Here is a 20,919-nt window from a genome sequence, read left to right on the forward strand (position 1 = left end):
CTTAAGTATGAGACCAGCCCAAACTAATCAGTTTGACTACGTAAAAATCGGCTTGGCATCACCAGAACGGATTCGCCAATGGGGAGAAAGAACCTTACCCAATGGTCAGGTAGTTGGTGAAGTCACCAAACCAGAAACTATTAACTATCGGACTCTCAAACCAGAGATGGATGGCTTGTTTTGTGAGCGCATCTTTGGCCCGGCAAAAGATTGGGAATGTCACTGTGGTAAATACAAGAGAGTCCGCCACAGAGGGATTGTTTGTGAGCGTTGCGGCGTAGAAGTCACCGAATCACGGGTACGCCGTCATCGTATGGGGTACATCAAACTTGCAGCCCCTGTAGCCCATGTTTGGTATCTCAAAGGAATTCCTAGTTATATTTCCATCCTGCTCGATATGCCCTTGCGGGATGTGGAGCAAATTGTCTATTTCAACTCCTATGTGGTTCTCAGCCCTGGTAACGCGGAGACCTTAAGCTATAAACAACTACTGAGCGAAGACCAGTGGTTAGAAATCGAAGACCAAATTTATAGCGAAGACTCTCAGTTACAAGGCGTTGAGGTAGGTATTGGTGCAGAAGCATTGTTGCGCCTGCTGGCTGATATTAACTTAGAGCAAGAAGCGGAAAACCTCCGTGAAGAAATTGGCTCTGCCAAAGGGCAAAAACGGGCAAAACTGATTAAACGCCTGCGGGTAATTGACAACTTCATCGCTACTGGTTCCAAACCAGAGTGGATGGTAATGACAGTTATTCCCGTCATCCCTCCAGATTTGCGCCCAATGGTGCAACTAGACGGTGGACGGTTTGCTACTAGCGACTTAAATGATTTATATCGTCGGGTAATTAACCGGAATAATCGTTTAGCAAGACTCCAAGAAATTCTGGCACCAGAAATTATCGTCCGCAACGAAAAGCGGATGCTACAAGAAGCTGTAGACGCTTTAATTGACAACGGTCGTCGGGGACGTACCGTAGTTGGTGCTAATAACCGACCCCTGAAATCTTTGTCTGACATTATTGAGGGTAAACAAGGACGTTTCCGGCAAAACTTGCTGGGTAAACGGGTTGACTACTCCGGACGTTCCGTAATTGTGGTGGGGCCAAAACTGAAAATTCACCAGTGCGGTTTGCCCAGAGAAATGGCAATTGAGTTATTCCAACCCTTTGTCATTAATCGTTTGATTCGTAGCGGCATGGTGAACAACATCAAAGCTGCGAAAAAACTCATCTCCCGTTCTGACCCCAGTGTTTGGGATGTTTTAGAAGAGGTGATCGAAGGACACCCCGTCATGCTCAACCGTGCGCCTACCCTACACCGTTTGGGTATTCAGGCGTTTGAGCCAATTTTGGTAGAAGGTCGAGCCATTCAACTACACCCGCTAGTTTGTCCCGCCTTTAACGCTGACTTTGACGGCGACCAAATGGCGGTACACGTACCCCTATCCTTGGAAAGCCAAGCGGAAGCGCGGTTATTGATGTTGGCTTCTAACAACATCTTGTCACCAGCGACGGGTAGACCAATTATCACTCCTAGCCAAGACATGGTATTGGGAGCATATTACCTGACGGCGGAAAACCCCGATGCTACCAAAGGCGCAGGTAGATTCTTTGGGTCTCTGGATGATGTGATCATGGCCTTCCAGCAAGAACAAATTGATCTGCACGCCTATATATACGTGCGGTTTGATGGTGAAATGGAAACCGAGCAACCAGACACCGAACCCCAGGAAGTGGTAAATAACGAAGACGGTAGCCGGACTGTCATGTACAAGTTCCGCCGTGTCCGAGAAGATGCCCAGGGCAACTTAATTTCTCAGTATATACGCACAACCCCTGGTCGCGTTATTTACAATAAAGCGATTCAAGAAGCACTTGCTAGTTAGGAAAGTCAATAGTCAATAGTCAAAAGTTAAGAGTCAAAATTATTTGGCCGATGACTAATGACTATTGACTAAGGACTAATGACTATTGACTAAGGACTAATGACTAATGACTAACGAAAAAATGATTTTTCGCAATCGCGTCGTTGACAAAGGTCAACTGAGAAATTTGATCTCTTGGGCATTCACCCATTATGGGACGGCGCGTACTGCGGTGATGGCGGATAAGTTGAAGGATTTAGGCTTTCGCTATGCGACAAGAGCTGGGGTTTCGATTAGTGTGGATGATTTGATGGTTCCTCCCAGTAAGCGGAGTCTATTGGAAGCAGCCGAGGAAGAAATTCGCGCTACCGAAGCCCGTTATCAAAGAGGGGAAATTACCGAAGTAGAACGTTTTCAAAAGGTAATTGACACCTGGAACGGTACTAGTGAAGCCCTCAAAGATGAAGTGGTAGTCCACTTTAAAAAGACCAATCCCCTCAACTCTGTATATATGATGGCGTTCTCTGGGGCGCGGGGTAACATCTCCCAGGTGCGTCAGTTGGTAGGGATGCGGGGACTGATGGCAGATCCTCAAGGGGAAATTATTGACTTACCTATCAAAACTAACTTCCGTGAAGGTTTGACTGTAACGGAATATATTATCTCCTCTTATGGTGCGCGTAAGGGCTTGGTAGACACAGCGTTACGCACCGCCGACTCTGGTTATCTGACCCGCCGTCTCGTGGACGTATCCCAGGATGTAATCATTCGGGAAATTGACTGTGGTACTACCAGAGGGATTCCCCTACGGGCAATGACTGAAGGGAATAAGACTTTAATCAAGTTGTCTACACGCTTGCTGGGTCGGGTAGTGGGAGAAGATGTCATCCACCCCACTACTAAAGAAGTAATTGCACCACGTAATACCCCAGTTTCTGATGACTTAGCTAAGGAAATTGAAAAGGCTGGGGTGACGGAAGTTTTAGTGCGATCGCCTCTCACCTGTGAAGCCGCCCGTTCTGTGTGTCAACACTGCTACGGCTGGAGTTTGGCACACGCCAAAATGGTAGACTTAGGTGAAGCCGTCGGGATTATCGCTGCTCAAAGTATTGGTGAACCTGGAACCCAGCTCACCATGCGGACATTCCACACTGGCGGTGTGTTCACTGGGGAAGTAGCGCAACAAGTCCGTTCCAAAATTGATGGGACTGTTAAACTACCCCGGAAACTACGGACAAGACCCTATCGGACTCGTCACGGGGAAGATGCTTTATACATAGAAAGCAATGGTGTGTTTATTCTAGAACCACCAAAAGAAGGTGAAGAAACACCAACACCCCAGGAAGTTCAAGTTACCCAAGGTTCAACATTATACGTATTTGACGGACAGCAGGTAAAACAAGGCCAATTACTGGCGGAAGTTGCCCTGGGTGGACGGACTACCAGGACAAACACAGAAAAAGCTGTGAAAGATGTGGCTTCTGACTTAGCTGGAGAAGTGAAGTTTGCCGAAGTTGTCCCCGAACAAAAAACCGACCGTCAAGGTAACACCACCACCACAGCCGCTAGAGGTGGTCTAATTTGGATCTTGTCTGGGGAAGTTTATAACTTACCCCCTGGAGCAGAATTAGTAGTCAAAAACGGCGACTCCGTAGAAACTAACGGCGTATTGGCAGAAACTAAACTCACCACATTACATGGTGGTGTAGTTCGTCTACCAGAAGCTACCCCAGGAAAGAGTACCAGGGAAATTGAAATTATCACTGCTTCGGTAGTTTTAGACCAAGCAACAGTCACCGTTCAAAGTTCCCAAGGGCGCAACAACTACCTCGTCACCACAGGTAATAACCAAGTGTTTAACCTGCGGGCTACACCAGGCACAAAAGTGCAGAATGGTCAAGTGGTAGCTGAATTGATTGATGACCGCTACCGCACCACCACCGGTGGGATGCTGAAGTTCGCTGGCGTAGAAGTCCAGAAGAAAGGCAAAGCCAAGCTGGGTTACGAAGTGGTACAGGGCGGCACACTGTTGTGGATTCCCGAAGAAACCCACGAAGTCAATAAAGACATCTCCCTGTTGTTGGTAGAAGATGGCCAGTATGTAGAAGCTGGATCAGAAGTAGTCAAAGACATCTTCTGTCAAAACAACGGGGTTGTGGAAGTCACCCAGAAAAACGACATTCTGCGGGAAGTAGTCATCAAGCCAGGAGAACTGCTGATGGCCGATGACCCAGAAGCAGTTATGGGACGTGATGATACATTCCTCCCTGCTGGTGAAGAATTGTTGGGACGGGTATTCCCTGAACTGCGTTATATCCAGTATGTGGAGTCACCAGAAGGCCCCGCACTGTTAAGCCGTCCGGTTGTGGAGTTTGCCATCCCCAATCAGCCCGATGTTCCTTCTACTACCTCCGTTAGTCAACAAACAGGTCGTTCCATTCAACTACGGGCAGTACAACGCTTACCTTACAAAGATTCCGAACGAGTCAAATCTGTGGAAGGTGTGGAGCTTTTACGTACTCAGTTGGTATTGGAAATTGACCAAGAAGGGGAACAAGAACATAACGCTTCGCCTCTGGCTGCGGATATTGAATTACTTCCTGACACAGAAAATGCCGACGTTCAACGCCTACAGTTGGTAATTTTGGAATCCTTAGTGATTCGGCGTGATATTGCGGCTGATGCGACTCAAGGTAGTACCCAAACCAGCTTGGAAGTCAAAGAAGGCGATATGATTTCGCCTGGTGCGGTGGTAGCACGTACCCAAATCTTGTCTAAGGAAGGCGGGATTGTGAGGGGCGTACAAAAAGGTACGGAAGCAGTACGCCGTTGTTTGGTGCTGCGTCACAGTGACATGGTGACAGTCAATACCAGTGTCCAGCCCAAGGTGAAAACAGGTAGTTTAATTGTGGCTGGTGCAGAAATTGCTCCTGGTGTGTTCGCTGAGGAATCTGGTCAAGTTGTCTCCGTTAAGAGTGCAGGGAATCAGCAAACAGCAGGGGAATCTAGCGCACTCAGCACACAAAACTACGCCATCACTATCCGTGTCGGTCGTCCCTACCGAGTCAGTCCTGGTGCAGTATTGCAAGTAGAAGACGGTGATTTGGTACAACGGGGCGATAACTTAGTGCTGTTGGTCTTTGAACGGGCGAAAACCGGAGACATCATTCAAGGTTTACCCCGGATTGAAGAATTGTTAGAAGCCCGGAAACCCAAGGAGGCTTGCATTCTCGCCAAACGGGGCGGGGAAGTGAAAGTTGTCTATGGTGATGGTGATGAAGCGATCGCCATCAAAGTGATAGAATCCAACGGCGTAGTTACTGACTACCCACTAGGCCCCGGTCAAAACCTGGCTGTACTCGATGGTTCTCATGTTTTAGCCGGAGACAACCTCTGTGATGGCCCTTCCAACCCCCACGAAATTCTCGAAGTTTTCTTCAGCTTGGGGTCAGAGGATGGCGTATATGCTTGTGCTAGCCACGCCTTACAAAAGGTGCAGACCTTCTTGGTAAACGAAGTCCAGATGGTATACCAATCCCAAGGGATTGATATTGCTGACAAACATATCGAAGTCATCGTGCGCCAGATGACCAACAAAGTCAGAATTGATGATGGTGGTGATACTACCATGCTTCCTGGGGAGTTGGTGGAACTGCGTCAAGTTGAACAGGTGAATGAAGCAATGGCCATTACTGGTGGTGCGAGAGCGCAATACACCCCAGTATTATTAGGGATAACGAAAGCATCCTTAAATACCGATAGCTTTATTTCTGCGGCTTCCTTCCAAGAAACCACAAGGGTACTGACTGAAGCTGCAATTGAAGGTAAATCTGATTGGTTGCGTGGCTTGAAAGAAAACGTTATTATCGGTCGCTTGATTCCGGCGGGAACTGGTTACAACACCTACGATGAACCAGGAATGATCGATGATTACGCAACTCTAGACACCAGCAGCGTTTTAGATGAAACCGATGACCCACTAGACATGGTTCTCGATGACCGCACAGCACGCGCCTACAACTTAGACGCGCCTGGCTTGGATAGCGGATTTGCTGGTCGTCGGGCGATTCTGGATGATGATGAATTAATCGCAGATGAAATTCACGACCTCATAGAAGACGACCAAGGCGACGACTATGAAGAAGTTGATGATGACGATGATGACGATGATGATTACTAAACTCAACTAGTAAACAGATAAATTTTAAAGGCAAAAGATTAAATTCTTTTGCCTTTTTTTGTTGATTCATCACCATCCTGCAATGTAATAGTTCCCTCGCAGGTCGAAAGGTCATCGAAATACTTAATACCAAGTGGGGATAAGTAGTATTCGAGATTCTAGAACAGTCCACCAATCTGGGCTTTTTGTAATTAATTCGAGTTGTAGCTACATATTTACCGCATCACTGATACCAATTCACTAAAGTTTTGATACAGATCCAAACCCAGAAACCCTTGTCAAGTCACGATTCCTCAATTGCGAATTGCGTTAGCGAAGCGGGACGAAGTCCATTGCGAATTGCGAATTGCGAATTGCGAATTGGTATGACTGCATGATTCTCCTTTCTGGGGCTGTATAGATCACAACTATTGACTTTTATTCCTAAAACCTCTAGATTCATAAATCGGGATAGTTGATATTAATTTGCATTATTTTTGCAAATAGTTTTAATGGAGAATTAAAAATGAGTGTGAGCAGAAAAGGCTTGTTGAGTGCTGGTGCAGCATTCATAACGTTGACTGGTATAGCAGTCAGCACTTTTGGAGTTATGCAAACCAGCAATGCTAACTCTACAAATAATCAACAAGCACCACGCTTACTGGCTCAAAGTCAAAAGCGATTAAATATTGTTTTTCCTAGTCGCTCAGATTCCACAGACTTGCAAAGTAAAGCTAATGCTGTGGCGGCATTTTTATCTAAAGAACTACGTATTCCCGTAACAGCACAGATAGGCGATGATACGGCGGCGGTAGAGGCTTTAAGAGCAAACCGTGCTGATGTAGCTTTCTTGAGCAGTCGTCCCGCACTGAAAGCTGAACAATTAGCTAATGCTCGTTTGTATTTAGCAGAAGTCCGCGAAAACTATTCTGGACGTTATACTTATAACTCAGTATTTGTTGTTCCTAGCAATAGCAATCTGAAAACCAAAAATACGCCTAAAGCAACCTTGGAACAATTGCGGGGTAAGAGAATGGCTTTTACTTCTCCCACCTCTGGTTCAGGATTTATTTTCCCAGTGAGTGAGTTAGTAAAACAGGGATTTGTTCCTAACCGCGATCGCATGGATGGTTTTTTTGGTCAAATTACCTACGGTGGTAACTACAGCAAAGCTTTACAAGCCGTTTTACGTGGTCAAGCTGATGTAGCTGTAGTCTCAGAATATGCTCTGTTCCCCCCCTACATCACCGCCGAGGAAAAAAGCAAATTGCGCGTACTACACAAAATCTCCGGTGTACCTGCTCACGGTATCGCCATTGATGATGACGTACCCGCACCCCAAAGAGAACAAATCATCAATGCTTTACTGAAGTTAAACCAGTCCCAAAATAATCAATTACTGCGTAGCTTGTACAACTCTACAGAACTAGTTAGAGTTGATCACACTCGCCATTTAAAACCAGTGCGTGAAGCACTCCAGCGTGTTGGAATTGAACCATAGAAAGAGTGATGAGTGCTGAGTGCTGAGTGCTGAGTATTGAGTATTAAGTGGTGACGGAAAAAGACTTTTAGGAAGTAAACATCACTTTTATCAGTTACTGACAATTCAGCACTCCCCACTGTAAAACTAATTAATAAAATTGACTGAGGCTGAGGATGAGTGATTTTGTAATAGATTGTTACAATTTGGAGACGGCTTATGCTGCATCTCTAAATCGTCCTATCCTCAATGGGGTCAATTGCCAAATCAAGCAAGGGGAGTTTGTTGTTTTACTGGGGCTAAACGGTGCAGGGAAATCGACATTACTGCGATCGCTAGTGGGATTAGTTCCTTTCCAAAAAGGTGGAATCCGTATTAATGGCATAGAAATGACATCTCGGACAATATCTCAAGTCCGCCGCGATGTGGGGATGTTGTTTCAAGGTGGCGGGTTAATTCCCCAGTTATCAGCGATAGAAAACGTCTTGTGTGGCAGACTGGGAGTTAGAACCACTTGGCAGACTTTGTTGGGTTTTCCTCAACGCGATCGCAAACTGGCTTTAGAATTACTCGAACAGCTGGGACTCAGAGACTTAGCTGATCAAAAAACCAGCAAATTAAGCGGGGGACAACAACAAAGAGTCGCGATCGCTCGTGCTTTGATTCAGTCGCCACAAATTCTTCTCGCTGATGAACCGATTACCGGCTTAGATGTCATCGCTTGTCAGCAGGTGATGGAAACCTTATCACAATTGCATACCGAACAAGGAATGACAATTGTTACAGTTTTACATGATTTGGGTATAGCCGCACAATACGCCCAGCGTGCGATCGTCTTAGAGGCTGGGCGTGTAGTTTATGATGGAATGTGCGATAATTTACAAGAAAAATTTGCTCAAGTTTCTCCGTGAGTAAGGGCAATCCCAAGCAATTGCTCGTCTGCCGATCACTTTCTCCTGAGTTTTGAGTTATTTGAGAGCGTTAACAGTTCAGTATAAACCATGAGTCGATTGTTAAATTCAAAACTCTTTCGTCGTTATCCTTGGGTGAATCCCTTACTCATTTTACTAATTCTGGTGATCGTTTATGGCTGGGCATTGCGAGGACTAAAGGTTGATTTTGAACTGTTGCGTTCAAGCTGGCCTTACATCACCGATTTTATCTCGCGATTGTTCCCCCCAGACCCAGCAGTTATTGACATAGCCCTTAAAGGACTCATTGAGACTGTACAGATGTCTTTATGGGGAACAACTATTGGCGCAATCATTTCTTTACCCATTGCTGTAGCTAGTGCCAATAATGTTGCGCCGCGTTGGTTACAATGGTTAGCTAACTTACTGCAAAATGCGGTTCGTTCCGTCCCTTCAATTATTTTGGGACTAATTTTTGTCGCTGCTACAGGTTTAGGCGCACCCGCAGGGACATTAGCTTTAGGAATTTATACTATTGGCTATCTAGCAAAGTTCTACCAACAGGCAATTGAAGCTGTTGATTATCGCTCCTTAGAATCGTTGCAAGTTATGGGAGCATCCAGATTCCAAGTTGCTCAATACGGTATTTTACCCCAAGTTTTACCCCTGGGTTTGGGCTATACCCTATGGATGTTTGAGTACAATATCCGCGCTGCTTCAGTTTTGGGTGTAGTCGGTGCAGGTGGGATTGGCTTTCAGTTGAAAAGTTATATTGATGGCTTTGAATACAACAAAGCCACAACGATGATGTTGGTGTTGTTGGTAGTAGTGACTGTAATTGATAGTTTTAGCAGTCAACTCCGTCGTCGCTTAGATTCAATGTAATTCGATATTTATTTTGGGTTTCGCTTTGCCCAACTTATCCAGGTTGATATTTTTGACGCTAACTGAACCGTATTGGCTCATAGCGTCTTTTTTTTGCGCTTTTGAGTCTACTCTTAGGGACTTCCAGAAAATAAATTATTCAATTTCCGAGAGAGAATATTTTGATTTTTCCCCCTGCCCCCTGCCCCCTGCCCCCCTGCTCACCACAGCGATTGTATATTTTTTTAGTTGGAAGTCCCTTATCTTTTGGAGACGCTAACGCGAACGCTCCGCGAACAGTCCTTGGATGAGGACTAAAGTCCTTACTACAAACTGTTTTCTTAACTGAACTGTATTGAGTCCTGACTGATTATCAAATCATCCTGAGAGGGTGACAAGGCAACTCTAAGCTAGATGGGACAAAACTTTGAGAAGATAGTGGAGACAAAAAATAGGGAGCATTTTTGCGGCTCCCTGGAAAAAATATGTTTCCTGAATCTTACCAAAAAACCCTGCGTACCCATCTGAATGAAACCCAGTATCTAACTTTACAGCTTTTGTTGTTATTGCTACAAGTTCATCGTCAGGTCAAACTCTCCGTTTTAGCGAGTGTTTTTCCCCAACCGATTCAATATGGCAGTCGCAAACGCAACATACAACGCTTTTTGAACTTGCCGCAACTCCATGTCAAACTTTTATGGTTTCCCTTGATAAAATATTGGATAAGACAAGTACAAAGGGGACGAAACTTAAATCGAGACCAGCGTCGTCGTCTCCAGAAACTCAAACACCATAAATATGGATATTGGCTCATCGCAATTGACAGAACCCAATGGCAGGGAAGAAATGTATTTATGGTGAGCTTAGTCTGGGGAACTCATGCTCTTCCTTTGTATTGGGAGGTTTTAAAACAGGTAGGAAACAGTAATTTTCACACTCAAAAACGTCTCCTAAAAACAGTGCTGACTTTATTGAAAAACTATCCGGTTTTAGTATTAGGAGACCGAGAATTTCACAGTCCTAAACTGGCTCAATGGCTGGATGAAAGGGGTGTATTCTTCGCTCTGAGGCAGAAAAAAGACCTGCATTTCCAAACAGCATTGAATCAGGAGTATCAAGTTCTAAAAAATCTGGGATTCCAACCGGGAATGTCTAAATTCTATCAGGGAGTGAGGTGCAATAAAGGGGATGGAATTGGACTATTTAATCTGGCTATCTATTGGAAACGAAAATATAATAATCAGGGAGCAAAAGAACCTTGGTATATCTTAACTAACCTCCCAACATTACAACAAGCATTGGCAGTCTATCGTTGTCGTTGGGGTATTGAACAAATGTTCAAGGATTATAAAACAAGTGGCTATAACTTGGAAGATACCAAGGTTAATGACACCCGTTTTTTAGCCTTAGTCTTGTTGATTGCCTTAGCTTATAGTTTGGCGACAATGCAGGGGCAACAAATGAAAAAATTAGGCATAGATATCTATGCTGGACGTATCCAATCACACAAAGACCAGACCCCACGCCAGAGTCACTTTAGCTTTGGACTCTACGGACAACGATGGCGTTATGGGATGGAATTATGGGCTGATTGGGTCTTGAGTCTGATTGCCCTCAAACCCCATAAACGACTCTATTTTCAGCGTGGCTTTTATGCCCTCTCCCTTATGCACCAACCTTTATAGGTAGCTTGTCACCCTCTGAGCAAATCATCATCACCAACATAAAAATGAGGAATTTGCAATAGGTGTAGATATATGAAGAGCATATCTACACCTATTGCAAATTCCTCGCAAGTTTTTTAGCCGAAAATTAAGAGAACACACTAAATTGCCTTTCAAAAATTTATCATTAAATCGTAGCTACTCTGACAACTGTTTCATTAAAATGTGGTTGAGATGTTGTTACTTGCTCGTCCTTTCGACTGTGATCAGCAAAATGCTTATCTATGAGTAATGGCACTTGATCGGCGCGAACACTGCTATAGCGCGTTTTGTCGGGCATGACTAAATTTGGCCCGGCTTTGCAGTTTTTCATACATCCGGTAGCTTTGATTGTTACTTGGTCTTCTAAACCGCGATCGCTTAAAGCTGATTCTAATGCTTGACAAAGCCGATTTCCGCCACGCTTCATGCAATCGGATTTTTGACACATCAAAATTGTGCCTTTTGTTTTCGGTGGTTGCGGTGGGGGTGGTGCAGAGATAGTACCAGTCGCAGCCATCACCCGTTCTGCTTTGAATTTGACTTCACCACTTTTGCGATCGCATTTTTTCTCACCCACTACCTGTAACCAAGTTCCAGGCTGCAACCGCCAGTCAAAACTATACCTTAAATTTTTAGCCAGTTTAACGTAACATTCCCCATCATAAGTCCCTAGCAATAAGCCTTTAAGCTTATAACCATCCTCAATCACAAAATCTACAAACCTACCCTCAAGACAAAATTCTGTTACTTCTTTGCTGTGATATACACCCATATACTTTTATCCCTTACTAACTAACTTTGAGCTTGATTCATCCTGTAGCAGTTATGAACTTAAAAACCCTCTACCAGCCGCGTTTCAGCACCGAAATTAAATCTTGACGAGTAGCTGTAAACTGCTGCATCACACTCCAAAACTGCACAGCAGCTAAAGGAGTGTTAATTTCCACCTTCAATGGTTGATTAGCTTCGCACCAACAGGTAATTTCTAACTCCTGCAAGCGTTGATAAACTTGCCAACGATCTAACCAATTAACTTCTACAGTGTGAATCTGTGTGATTTGTGAAAGGAATGATTGCAAGCGAATATCCCCCAAAGTGCAACTAAATTGCAACAAATATCGTATGACTACTCTCCATACCTCAAAAAATTCTGAAGTACAGTTCTCCTATTTAGAATAACCTAAGTGCAAACAATTCTCAGTTAGTTTGCTAAAAAAAATCAAAATTTTGTAAAAATCCTCTACGAAACTTACAGATGACACTCAAATAGCATGATTAGACGGCGGCAAGTTTCCAGATTCCATAAAAAGTCTATGAAGAGTGAAAATGGTTGTCTTTTGCCAGCCAATCTGCTCTCTGAGAGAGACTTTAGTGTAAAAATCGGGTATTTCAGCTAGTTAAAGCCCATAAAATTCCCATTTTTCAGGTTAAACGGTGATTTTATACCCCTACTGCTCCAGGGTGGGGATATTGTCCCTATGTAAGTCTCAAAATCTGCTGTTTGTCTTCACAGAGAATAGATAACTCATGAGAGATAAAAACTTTTTGGTATTGATATATGAATTGAAATATCAATACATCTAAGTAAATAACTCGATAACTAAATAAGCTTAATCAAATGTTAATTAAATGTTAATTAACGTATGTACAATCATGCACTTTTAGGAAATTTGCTTTGAAACTTTGATTACAAAAAATTTCAAAATCTATGCTAGAGATAGGGGCAAATTTCATTTTTATGGTGTTAATATGTAGGGACTTAACAGTTACAAACATTAACTGTTGAAAAGCGAGGAGAGCAATGGCAGATACACAAACTTTGTTACAAAATTTTGGTCAAGTTTACGACAATCCAGTATTACTAGATCGCAGCGTTACTGCACCAGTCACCGAAGGATTAAACGTGCTTCTGGCTAGTTTTCAAGCATTGTACTTGCAGTATCAAAAGCACCATTTTGTAGTTGAAGGTGCAGAATTTCACTCACTGCATGAGTTTTTTAATGAAAGCTATCAGGAAGTTCAAGACCACATCCATGAGATTGGTGAGCGTTTAAATGGGTTAGGTGGTGTACCTGCGGCGACTTTCAGTAAGTTGGCAGAATTAACCTGTTTTGAGCAAGAATCTGATGGTGTCTATTCTTCCCGCAAGATGGTAGAAAACGACCTAGCAGCAGAACAAGCAGTCATCAACGTTATCCGTCGTCAAGCTGCTCAAGCAGAGAGTCTAGGCGATCGTGGTACACGCTATATGTATGAAAAAATTCTTCTAAAAACTGAGGAAAGAGCTTACCACTTAGCTCACTTCTTAGCTAAAGACAGTTTAACCTTGGGTTTTGTTCAACCTGCCCAAAATTAATTTCCTGGTAATTGAGATTCTGTTATTTCACCAAAATGGATTGATAGAAATATGACAAGAGGTAGAAGGTGTAGAAGCTTTCTACCTTTTGTTATTTCTACCTATATTAATCACTCTCAAGCAATTGCTAAATATTAGCAATTGCTTAATTGATAATATTTGTACTTGTGATGACATCAGGAAAAATTTGCTAACTTGAAAAAAATATTTAGAAATTCCATAACACCAGCCAAAAATCATAGTTAGAATGCAGATAAGTGTCACTAGTAATTTAAATTATTGAGAATTTTTTGAAATTAATCTATGCAGAAATTAAAAAATATTCTTGTAAAGACATTTAACTTCAAAGAGTTATGAAAAATAAATGTTAGTTATTGGGGACTAGGGACTGGGGACTGGGGACTGGGTAAGAAATTCCCCCCTGCCCCATGCCCAATGCCCCATGCCCAATTTCCCATACCCTATATCCAATTTGAGAAAACTTGATAATAAACAACACCAGAGGTGTGAAACAACTTTAAAATAGTCAGGATTTGTATTCTCGTACTCCAACCCAACGACTATGCCCCGCCGTCAAGACCTCCAGAAAATACTGTTATTAGGATCTGGCCCGATTGTGATTGGTCAAGCCTGTGAGTTTGACTATTCTGGAACTCAAGCCTGTAAAGCTTTGCGAGAGGAGGGTTATGAAGTGGTGCTGGTTAATTCCAACCCAGCAACTATCATGACTGACCCCGAAACAGCCGATCGCACTTACATTGAACCGCTAACGCCAGAACTAGTAGCCAAAGTCATCGCTAAAGAGCGTCCAGACGCGCTGTTGCCAACAATGGGTGGACAGACAGCCCTGAATCTGGCGGTTGCTCTAGCGAAAAATGGCGTTTTAGAGCAATATAAAGTGGAATTAATCGGTGCGAAGTTAGACGCGATCGAAAAAGCCGAAGACCGGAAACTCTTCAATGATGCAATGGCGAAAATTGGGGTGAAAGTTTGCCCCAGTGGTACAGCCTCATCCTTAGAAGAAGCCAAAGCGATCGCCCAACGCATCGGCACCTATCCTTTAATTATCCGTCCAGCTTTCACTATGGGTGGTACGGGTGGTGGTATCGCCTACAACCAAGAAGAATTTGAGGAAATGGCACAAGTCGGGATTGATGCCAGTCCCGTTTCCCAAATTCTCATCGATCAATCCCTCCTGGGCTGGAAGGAATATGAACTAGAAGTCATGCGCGACTTAGCAGATAACGTAGTAATTATCTGTTCTATTGAAAACCTCGACCCAATGGGGATTCACACCGGTGATTCCATCACCGTCGCCCCAGCCCAAACCCTCACCGATAAAGAATATCAACGGTTGCGGGATATGGCGATTAAAATCATCCGCGAGATTGGGGTAGAAACTGGTGGTTCTAATATTCAATTTGCCGTTAACCCAGTGGATGGGGATGTCGTTGTCATTGAAATGAATCCCCGTGTGTCTCGCAGTTCCGCCTTGGCTTCTAAAGCTACAGGTTTCCCAATTGCCAAAATGGCGGCAAAGTTGGCTGTGGGTTACAGCTTGGATGAAATTAAAAACGACATCACCAAAAAAACCCCAGCTTCCTTTGAACCGACAATTGACTACGTTGTTACTAAAGTTCCCCGCTTCGCCTTTGAGAAATTCCCTGGTTCTGAACCCGTACTTACTACCCAAATGAAATCCGTCGGTGAGGCGATGGCGATTGGGCGGACTTTTAACGAATCCTTCCAAAAAGCTTTGCGTTCTCTCGAAACTGGACGCGCCGGCTGGGGTTGTGACAAAGCCGAAAAACTACCCAGTGGCGAACAAATCCGCGCCTTGTTACGCACACCCAACCCCGATCGCATTTTTGCCTTGCGTCATGCTTTACAGTTGGGGATTACCAGTGAGGAAATCTACGAACTCACAGGAATTGACCCTTGGTTCTTAGATAAAATGCAGCAAATTTTAGAGGTGGAAAAATTCCTGAAGCGGACACCCCTCAAGCAGTTGACTAAAGAGCAAATGTATGCTGTCAAGCGCGATGGATTTAGCGATCGCCAAATTGCTTTCGCCACCAAAACCACCGAAGACGAAGTGCGCGCCTATCGTCAAGAATTAGGAGTCATTCCCGTTTACAAAACCGTCGATACCTGTGCGGCAGAGTTTGAAGCCTTTACACCTTATTACTATTCCACCTACGAATCAGAAACCGAAGTCCTACCCGCCAACAAACCCAAAGTCATGATTTTGGGAGGTGGCCCCAACCGCATCGGCCAGGGAATTGAATTTGATTATTGTTGCTGTCATGCTGCCTATGCCTTGAAGGGTGCAGGCTATGAAACAATTATGGTCAACTCCAACCCTGAGACAGTTTCCACAGATTACGATACCAGCGATCGCCTGTACTTTGAACCGTTAACCAAAGAAGATGTCCTCAACATCATCGAAGCAGAAAACCCAGTTGGAATCATCGTCCAATTCGGTGGACAAACGCCGTTAAAGTTAGCATTACCACTCCAACAAGCACTCAGCACTCAGCACTCAATACTCAGCACTCAAATTTGGGGAACATCCCCCGATTCTATCGACACCGCCGAAGACCGCGAACGGTTTGAGCAGATTTTAAAACAATTAAATATTGCTCAACCACCCAATGGAATTGCCCGCAGTTATGAAGACGCGTTAATTGTGGCGAAACGCATCGGCTACCCTGTGGTAGTACGTCCTAGTTATGTATTGGGGGACGGGCGATGGAAATCGTCTACTCAGATTCAGAACTAGAACGTTATATGACCTTTGCGGTACAGGTAGAGCCAGACCATCCCATCTTAATTGATAAGTTCCTCGAAAACGCCATTGAAGTTGACGTAGATGCGATCGCTGACCATACCGGACGGGTAGTTATTGGTGGCATCATGGAACACATCGAACAGGCGGGAATCCACTCAGGAGACTCGGCTTGTTCTCTGCCGTCAATTTCCCTGCCGCCAGCCGTGTTAAATCAAATCCGCACTTGGACTATTCAACTAGCACAAGCACTTTCTGTAGTGGGTTTGATGAATATTCAGTTTGCTGTCCTTGGTGCTAGTAGTTATTCTCCCCAAGTGTATATTTTGGAAGCTAACCCCCGCGCTTCTCGGACAGTACCTTTTGTTTCCAAAGCTACAGGTGTTCCCTTGGCGAAATTAGCATCTTTAGTCATGTCAGGGAAAACTTTAGAAGAACTGAACTTTACCCAAGAAGTCATTCCCCAGCACATCGCAGTTAAAGAAGCAGTCTTGCCCTTTAATAAATTCCCTGGAACTGATACAATATTAGGCCCAGAGATGCGCTCCACTGGTGAGGTAATGGGTATCGATAGCGATTTTGGTCGCGCCTTCGCCAAAGCAGAATTAGGTGCTGGAGAGCGTTTGCCCCTCACAGGAACGGTGTTTGTCTCCATGAGCGATCGCGATAAAGCCGCCTCCGTTCCCGTAGTCAAAGAATTCATTGACTTAGGCTTCAAAGTTATGGCCACCTTCGGCACACGCCAAGTTTTAAAAGAGCATGGCTTAAATGTCGAGTTAGTCTTAAAACTACATGAAGGTCGTCCCCACGTAGTTGATGCCATCAAGAATCAGAAAATCCAACTGATTATCAACACGCCATCTGGGGAAGAAGCCCAAACTGATGCTAGATTAATCCGCCGCACAGGTTTAGCCTACAAAATCCCCATCATCACCACCATCGCCGGTGCAAAGGCCACTGTTGCAGCCATCCGTTCCATGCAAAATACCACCTTGGATGTAAAAGTTATCCAGGAATACTGCTCTTAATCAGAGGCAGGGGGCAGGGGGCAGGGGGCAGGGGGAAAGGTAGACAAGGTAGACAAGGGAGACAAGGTAGAATTTCTTACCCAATCCCCAATCCCCAGTCCCCAATCCCCAATCCCCAATCCCCAATCCCCAATCCCCAATCCCCAATCCCCATCGAATCTACACAAAGCAGTATTTACAAGGAAAATTAAGTAATTATTATAGAAAAATAATTATGGTTTTTATTGAGATATTTTAACAAATATGAGGAAGTGATCACTCTCTGCGGAAACTTCACCAGCTAGTTCCAGTCAAAGTTAGCTAGAGTGTTCGGTCGTGAGGTTAAAGTAGCTGGCGGGTATTACCGTAATCGGGAAGTATCACAACTATATGCTTGATTCAGGATGGAATGAGTTTTTTTACAGTGTACTATTTTGGTAGTACACTGAGAATGATTGATTTACCTATATCTTGATGCGTGCAGAAATTTATGATTACCAGTACCCAAAAACCTCTCATAAATGTTACAATTGTTAACAAATATTAGATACAAAGATTTTTGTATTCTCATTGTTTATCTAACCCTAGATACTTGTACAGGCCAGGAAATGACTGTAACTTCTAGCAGTTAAAGACCCAGTGAAGATTCCTATAGCAACTGAGATTTATCGGTTGCACAAATTGTAGAAAATAACAGACACCCCAGTTTAGCTGGGTAGTACCGGCAAAGAGCATCTATCAGTTAATGACCCTACCAACAAGTCCAACATTACCAAAGAGTAGCGCCATGAAGACCGCTCAGACAGCCACAGACCTCGTGCGGACTTACCTGCGTGAGATTGGCCGTGTACCACTCTTAACCCACGAGGAAGAAATTTGTTATGGCAAACAGGTACAACGTTCATCCGTGTTGCAGGAAGTGCGAGAGGAACTAGCAAATAAGTTAGGTCATGAGCCAAGCTTAGAAGAGTGGGCGCAAGCAGCACAATTAGATATAGCAGAATTAAACGAAGCGATCGCCGAAGGTGAAATTGCTAAACGCAGGATGGTAGAAGCTAACTTGCGGCTAGTGGTGTCCGTTGCTAAGAAGTACATTAAACGCAACGTCGATTTATTGGACTTAATCCAAGAAGGTAGTATTGGAATGCAACGGGGTGTAGAGAAATTTGACCCCACCAAAGGGTACAGATTTTCTACCTATGCTTATTGGTGGATTCGCCAAGCGATCACCAGAGCGATCGCCGAAAAAGCGCGGACTATCCGCCTACCTATTCATATTACTGAGAAACTTAACAAAATTAAAAAAGCACAGCGTCAGCTTTCACAAAGATTAGGACGCGCGCCTACAGCCTCAGAACTAGCGAGTGAATTGGATCTCACACCTAAGCAGGTAAGAGAATATTTAGAAAAAGCTCGCCTACCCTTATCTTTAGACTTACGGTTAGGAGATAACTACGACACCGAATTAGGAGAAATGCTAGAAGATCCTGGCGCGTCTCCTGAAGAGTTCGTCATGCAGTCTTCTCTATCTAACGATTTAGAGCGACTGATGGAACAACTCACCCCCCAGCAAAGGGAAGTGATCAAACTCCGCTTTGGCTTAATGGATGGACAAGCTTTAACACTGGCCAGAATCGGCGAGATTCTCAACATTAGTCGTGAACGAGTCCGACAAATCGAGAGAGAAGCCTTAACCAAGCTACGTAAATCTAAGACTAGTATGGATGAGTATTTGGCTAGTTAGTCATTAGTCATTAGATCAGTGATTGGGACTATTGAGGCTAAATACTACACTTCCAAGATACCCGTTATAGCCACACCAGTAGGGTGCGTCAATCCTGACGCACCCTACTAAACTATGCACCAGCAAAATATAGAAGAAACACTTTTTCTTCCCCTACACCCCCACACCCCTACATCCCTACACCCTTAATCCAATGGACGTAATTCGGCTTTAATCCGTTCACCTATCCTAATAGCTTCTCGCTTAACTTGCTCAGGGTTAAGTGTCAGCATTCTCCGTTTGTACATGAGCAGTTGTCCATTCACAATCACGCTATCTACATCGTCTGCTCTAGCTGCATAAACTAAATGGGAGATGACATCGTAAAGAGGAGTTAGGTGTGCTTCCGTCAGATTGACTTGTAGTAAATCTGCTTGCATTCCTACTTTAATCGCACCAATTTGATCTGCTAAACCCAAAGCTTCCGCCCCACCAAGGGTAGCCATACGTAAGACTGTTCTGGCTGGTAAAGCCGTGGGGTCAAGGGTTGTGCCTTTATGGATAAGGGCAGTCAGACGAATTGCTTCCCACATATCTAAATCATTGTTAGACGCAGCACCATCAGTCCCTAAACCGACTTTTATTCCCGCCCTCACCATCGCCGGAACTGGTGCAAAGCCAGACGCAAGTTTCAAATTCGAGTCGGGATTGTGGATGACACCAATACCACGTTGCGCCATGAGATTGATTTCACTATTGCTCGGCCAAACTACGTGAGCAGCAAAGACTCGTGGTTCTAGGAAGCCAAGATTGTCCAGGTGTTTGACTGGAGTAGCATTGTATCGCTGCTGGATATCTTGGACTTCGGTTTGTGTCTCCGCTAGGTGAATCGTCAATGGTACGTCATATTGACGAGCCGCTTGGATAGCTTGTGTGAGATGTGTTGGCGAGACAGTGTAAGGTGCATGGGGCGCGAGGGCTGGGATAATTCTAGAGTTTTTACCTTTCCAACGTTGCACGAAATTTACAGCTGCCGCAAAGGCATCATCCCAACCACGAAACCCAGGACTGGGGAAATCTATAGCTGAAGGTGCAATGACAGCCCGCAAACCACATTGATCAACAACTTTGGCAGCAATATCCGGCTCAAAATACATATCAACAAATGTTGTCGTACCGCCACGAATCATTTCCAAGCAAGCCAGTTGTTCACCAACACGAACGAAATTTTGGTCAACAAATCTGGCTTCGGCGGGGAAAATATAATTTTGTAACCAATCTTCTAAGCTTAAATCATCAGCAAGACCGCGAAACAGCACCATTGCGGTATGAGAGTGACCATTTACCAGACCTGGCATGACTACCATACCGTCACCTGGTAATATCTTGGCAGCTCGATAAGATGCCATAATGCGGTTTTTTGTATCTACAGCCACTATTTTGCCGTCTTTAATGGCGATCGCACCATTTTTAATTACGGGTTGGGCTTCATTCATGGTGACAATAAAATCACCATCAACGATCATTTCTACTGACTGTTTACCTCGATTCCCCCAGCGATAATTACTCTGGGCGATCGCTACCTGACCGACAAAGGTAATAAAAACAGTACAGACAAAGAAAATTAATAGCCTATAGTATTTTCGAGGCTGGTGTTTCACACTATTCATCCTCAGTATTTTTTCTTGCAGCCAAAAATACGTCTAATTCTTAACTAGGAATTAGTCAGTATTTTCGCTGATACTACTGCTAATACTGTTTGAGGCTAAAAATTTTAATCATCTTTTTCTAATTTGTTGCTTTTCTTACCAATAAAAAATAAGTAAGGCTGTAATCACAGGAATTTCAGCCCACATGGGCTTGTTAATTTATTTAAAATTGATACATACTACAAGGCAAAATCTGCATAGTGATAAGAAGTCAACTCGGTAAAGGCGATCGCTCACCATTCAACTACTGATATGAATATGTACAATCAAAACACAACTCAATTACCTATACCCCCACACTTTCACCCTAATCAAGTAGGTACAGTTTGGCGTGTACCATACCAACAACGCG

General features: G+C 44.1%; 12 protein-coding genes and 1 pseudogene. 9 read left to right on the forward strand and 4 right to left on the reverse strand.

Features of this window, described 5'->3' with window-relative positions; translation table 11 throughout:
- Positions 1 to 7: 7 nt before the first annotated feature.
- The 6 genes from CV014_RS06835 (at position 8) to CV014_RS06860 (ending at position 10,963) form a co-directional block, all read left to right on the forward strand.
- Positions 8 to 1,885 (forward strand): DNA-directed RNA polymerase subunit gamma, encoded by a 1,878-nt coding sequence (locus CV014_RS06835; RefSeq protein WP_103140059.1) that lies wholly within the window; start codon positions 8 to 10, stop codon positions 1,883 to 1,885.
- A gap of 106 nt (positions 1,886 to 1,991) precedes the next feature.
- Positions 1,992 to 6,044, forward strand: coding sequence for a DNA-directed RNA polymerase subunit beta'' (locus CV014_RS06840; RefSeq protein WP_236141339.1), 4,053 nt, complete (start codon positions 1,992 to 1,994; stop codon positions 6,042 to 6,044).
- A 505-nt stretch (positions 6,045 to 6,549) separates the two neighbouring features.
- Positions 6,550 to 7,524 carry a phosphate/phosphite/phosphonate ABC transporter substrate-binding protein gene (locus CV014_RS06845; RefSeq protein ID WP_236141340.1) on the forward strand — a complete coding sequence of 325 codons (975 nt, stop codon included), beginning with the start codon at positions 6,550 to 6,552 and terminating at the stop codon, positions 7,522 to 7,524.
- Between the two features lie 155 nt (positions 7,525 to 7,679).
- The gene (locus CV014_RS06850) at positions 7,680 to 8,414 is read left to right on the forward strand and encodes a phosphonate ABC transporter ATP-binding protein (protein ID WP_236141341.1); all 735 of its coding nucleotides are present in this window, start codon (positions 7,680 to 7,682) and stop codon (positions 8,412 to 8,414) included.
- A 90-nt stretch (positions 8,415 to 8,504) separates the two neighbouring features.
- Positions 8,505 to 9,299: a phosphonate ABC transporter, permease protein PhnE gene (gene phnE / locus CV014_RS06855; RefSeq protein WP_236141342.1), complete on the forward strand. Its 795-nt coding sequence runs from the start codon at positions 8,505 to 8,507 to the stop codon at positions 9,297 to 9,299.
- Positions 9,300 to 9,763: 464 nt separating this feature from the next.
- Positions 9,764 to 10,963: an IS4 family transposase gene (locus tag CV014_RS06860; RefSeq protein WP_236141326.1), complete on the forward strand. Its 1,200-nt coding sequence runs from the start codon at positions 9,764 to 9,766 to the stop codon at positions 10,961 to 10,963.
- Positions 10,964 to 11,129: 166 nt separating this feature from the next.
- Here CV014_RS06860 and CV014_RS06865 read toward each other — a convergent pair whose 3' ends face one another.
- On the reverse strand, positions 11,130 to 11,756 hold the full coding sequence (locus CV014_RS06865) for a (2Fe-2S) ferredoxin domain-containing protein (protein WP_236141343.1): 627 nt from the start codon (positions 11,754 to 11,756) through the stop codon (positions 11,130 to 11,132).
- Positions 11,757 to 11,826: 70 nt separating this feature from the next.
- Entirely contained in the window at positions 11,827 to 12,063 is a 237-nt protein-coding gene (locus tag CV014_RS06870; RefSeq protein ID WP_236141344.1) for an Asr1405/Asl0597 family protein, read from the reverse strand.
- 722 nt (positions 12,064 to 12,785) lie between these two features.
- Between CV014_RS06870 and CV014_RS06875 the strand changes: the two genes are divergently transcribed.
- Positions 12,786 to 13,340, forward strand: coding sequence for a Dps family protein (locus CV014_RS06875; RefSeq protein WP_103140065.1), 555 nt, complete (start codon positions 12,786 to 12,788; stop codon positions 13,338 to 13,340).
- Between the two features lie 562 nt (positions 13,341 to 13,902).
- A pseudogene (gene carB, locus CV014_RS06880) lies at positions 13,903 to 17,156 on the forward strand (carbamoyl-phosphate synthase large subunit).
- Here carB and CV014_RS06885 read toward each other — a convergent pair.
- Complete coding sequence (locus CV014_RS06885) at positions 17,153 to 17,296, reverse strand: hypothetical protein (RefSeq protein ID WP_236141345.1); 144 nt, start codon at positions 17,294 to 17,296, stop codon at positions 17,153 to 17,155. The pseudogene carB and the gene CV014_RS06885 sit on opposite strands and share 4 nt — an antisense overlap.
- 626 nt (positions 17,297 to 17,922) lie before the next feature.
- Between CV014_RS06885 and CV014_RS06890 the strand changes: the two genes are divergently transcribed.
- On the forward strand, positions 17,923 to 18,879 hold the full coding sequence (locus CV014_RS06890) for an RNA polymerase sigma factor, RpoD/SigA family (RefSeq protein WP_236141346.1): 957 nt from the start codon (positions 17,923 to 17,925) through the stop codon (positions 18,877 to 18,879).
- Positions 18,880 to 19,064: 185 nt separating this feature from the next.
- Here the strand turns inward: CV014_RS06890 and CV014_RS06895 are convergent, their stop codons facing one another.
- Positions 19,065 to 20,519: an amidohydrolase gene (locus tag CV014_RS06895; protein ID WP_236141347.1), complete on the reverse strand. Its 1,455-nt coding sequence runs from the start codon at positions 20,517 to 20,519 to the stop codon at positions 19,065 to 19,067.
- Between the last annotated feature and the right edge of the window lie 400 nt (positions 20,520 to 20,919).

Origin of the sequence: Nostoc sp. CMAA1605 (assembly GCF_021596505.1) — a bacterium.
Taxonomy (GTDB): domain Bacteria; phylum Cyanobacteriota; class Cyanobacteriia; order Cyanobacteriales; family Nostocaceae; genus Trichormus.

Coding starts and splice junctions, on each gene's coding strand:
- CV014_RS06835 (WP_103140059.1), top strand. CDS start 8: ATGAGACCAGCCCAAACTAATCAGTTTGACTACGTAAAAATCGGCTTG.
- CV014_RS06840 (WP_236141339.1), top strand. CDS start 1,992: ATGACTAACGAAAAAATGATTTTTCGCAATCGCGTCGTTGACAAAGGT.
- CV014_RS06845 (WP_236141340.1), top strand. CDS start 6,550: ATGAGTGTGAGCAGAAAAGGCTTGTTGAGTGCTGGTGCAGCATTCATA.
- CV014_RS06850 (WP_236141341.1), top strand. CDS start 7,680: ATGAGTGATTTTGTAATAGATTGTTACAATTTGGAGACGGCTTATGCT.
- phnE (WP_236141342.1), top strand. CDS start 8,505: ATGAGTCGATTGTTAAATTCAAAACTCTTTCGTCGTTATCCTTGGGTG.
- CV014_RS06860 (WP_236141326.1), top strand. CDS start 9,764: ATGTTTCCTGAATCTTACCAAAAAACCCTGCGTACCCATCTGAATGAA.
- CV014_RS06865 (WP_236141343.1), bottom strand. CDS start 11,756: ATGGGTGTATATCACAGCAAAGAAGTAACAGAATTTTGTCTTGAGGGT.
- CV014_RS06875 (WP_103140065.1), top strand. CDS start 12,786: ATGGCAGATACACAAACTTTGTTACAAAATTTTGGTCAAGTTTACGAC.
- CV014_RS06890 (WP_236141346.1), top strand. CDS start 17,923: ATGAAGACCGCTCAGACAGCCACAGACCTCGTGCGGACTTACCTGCGT.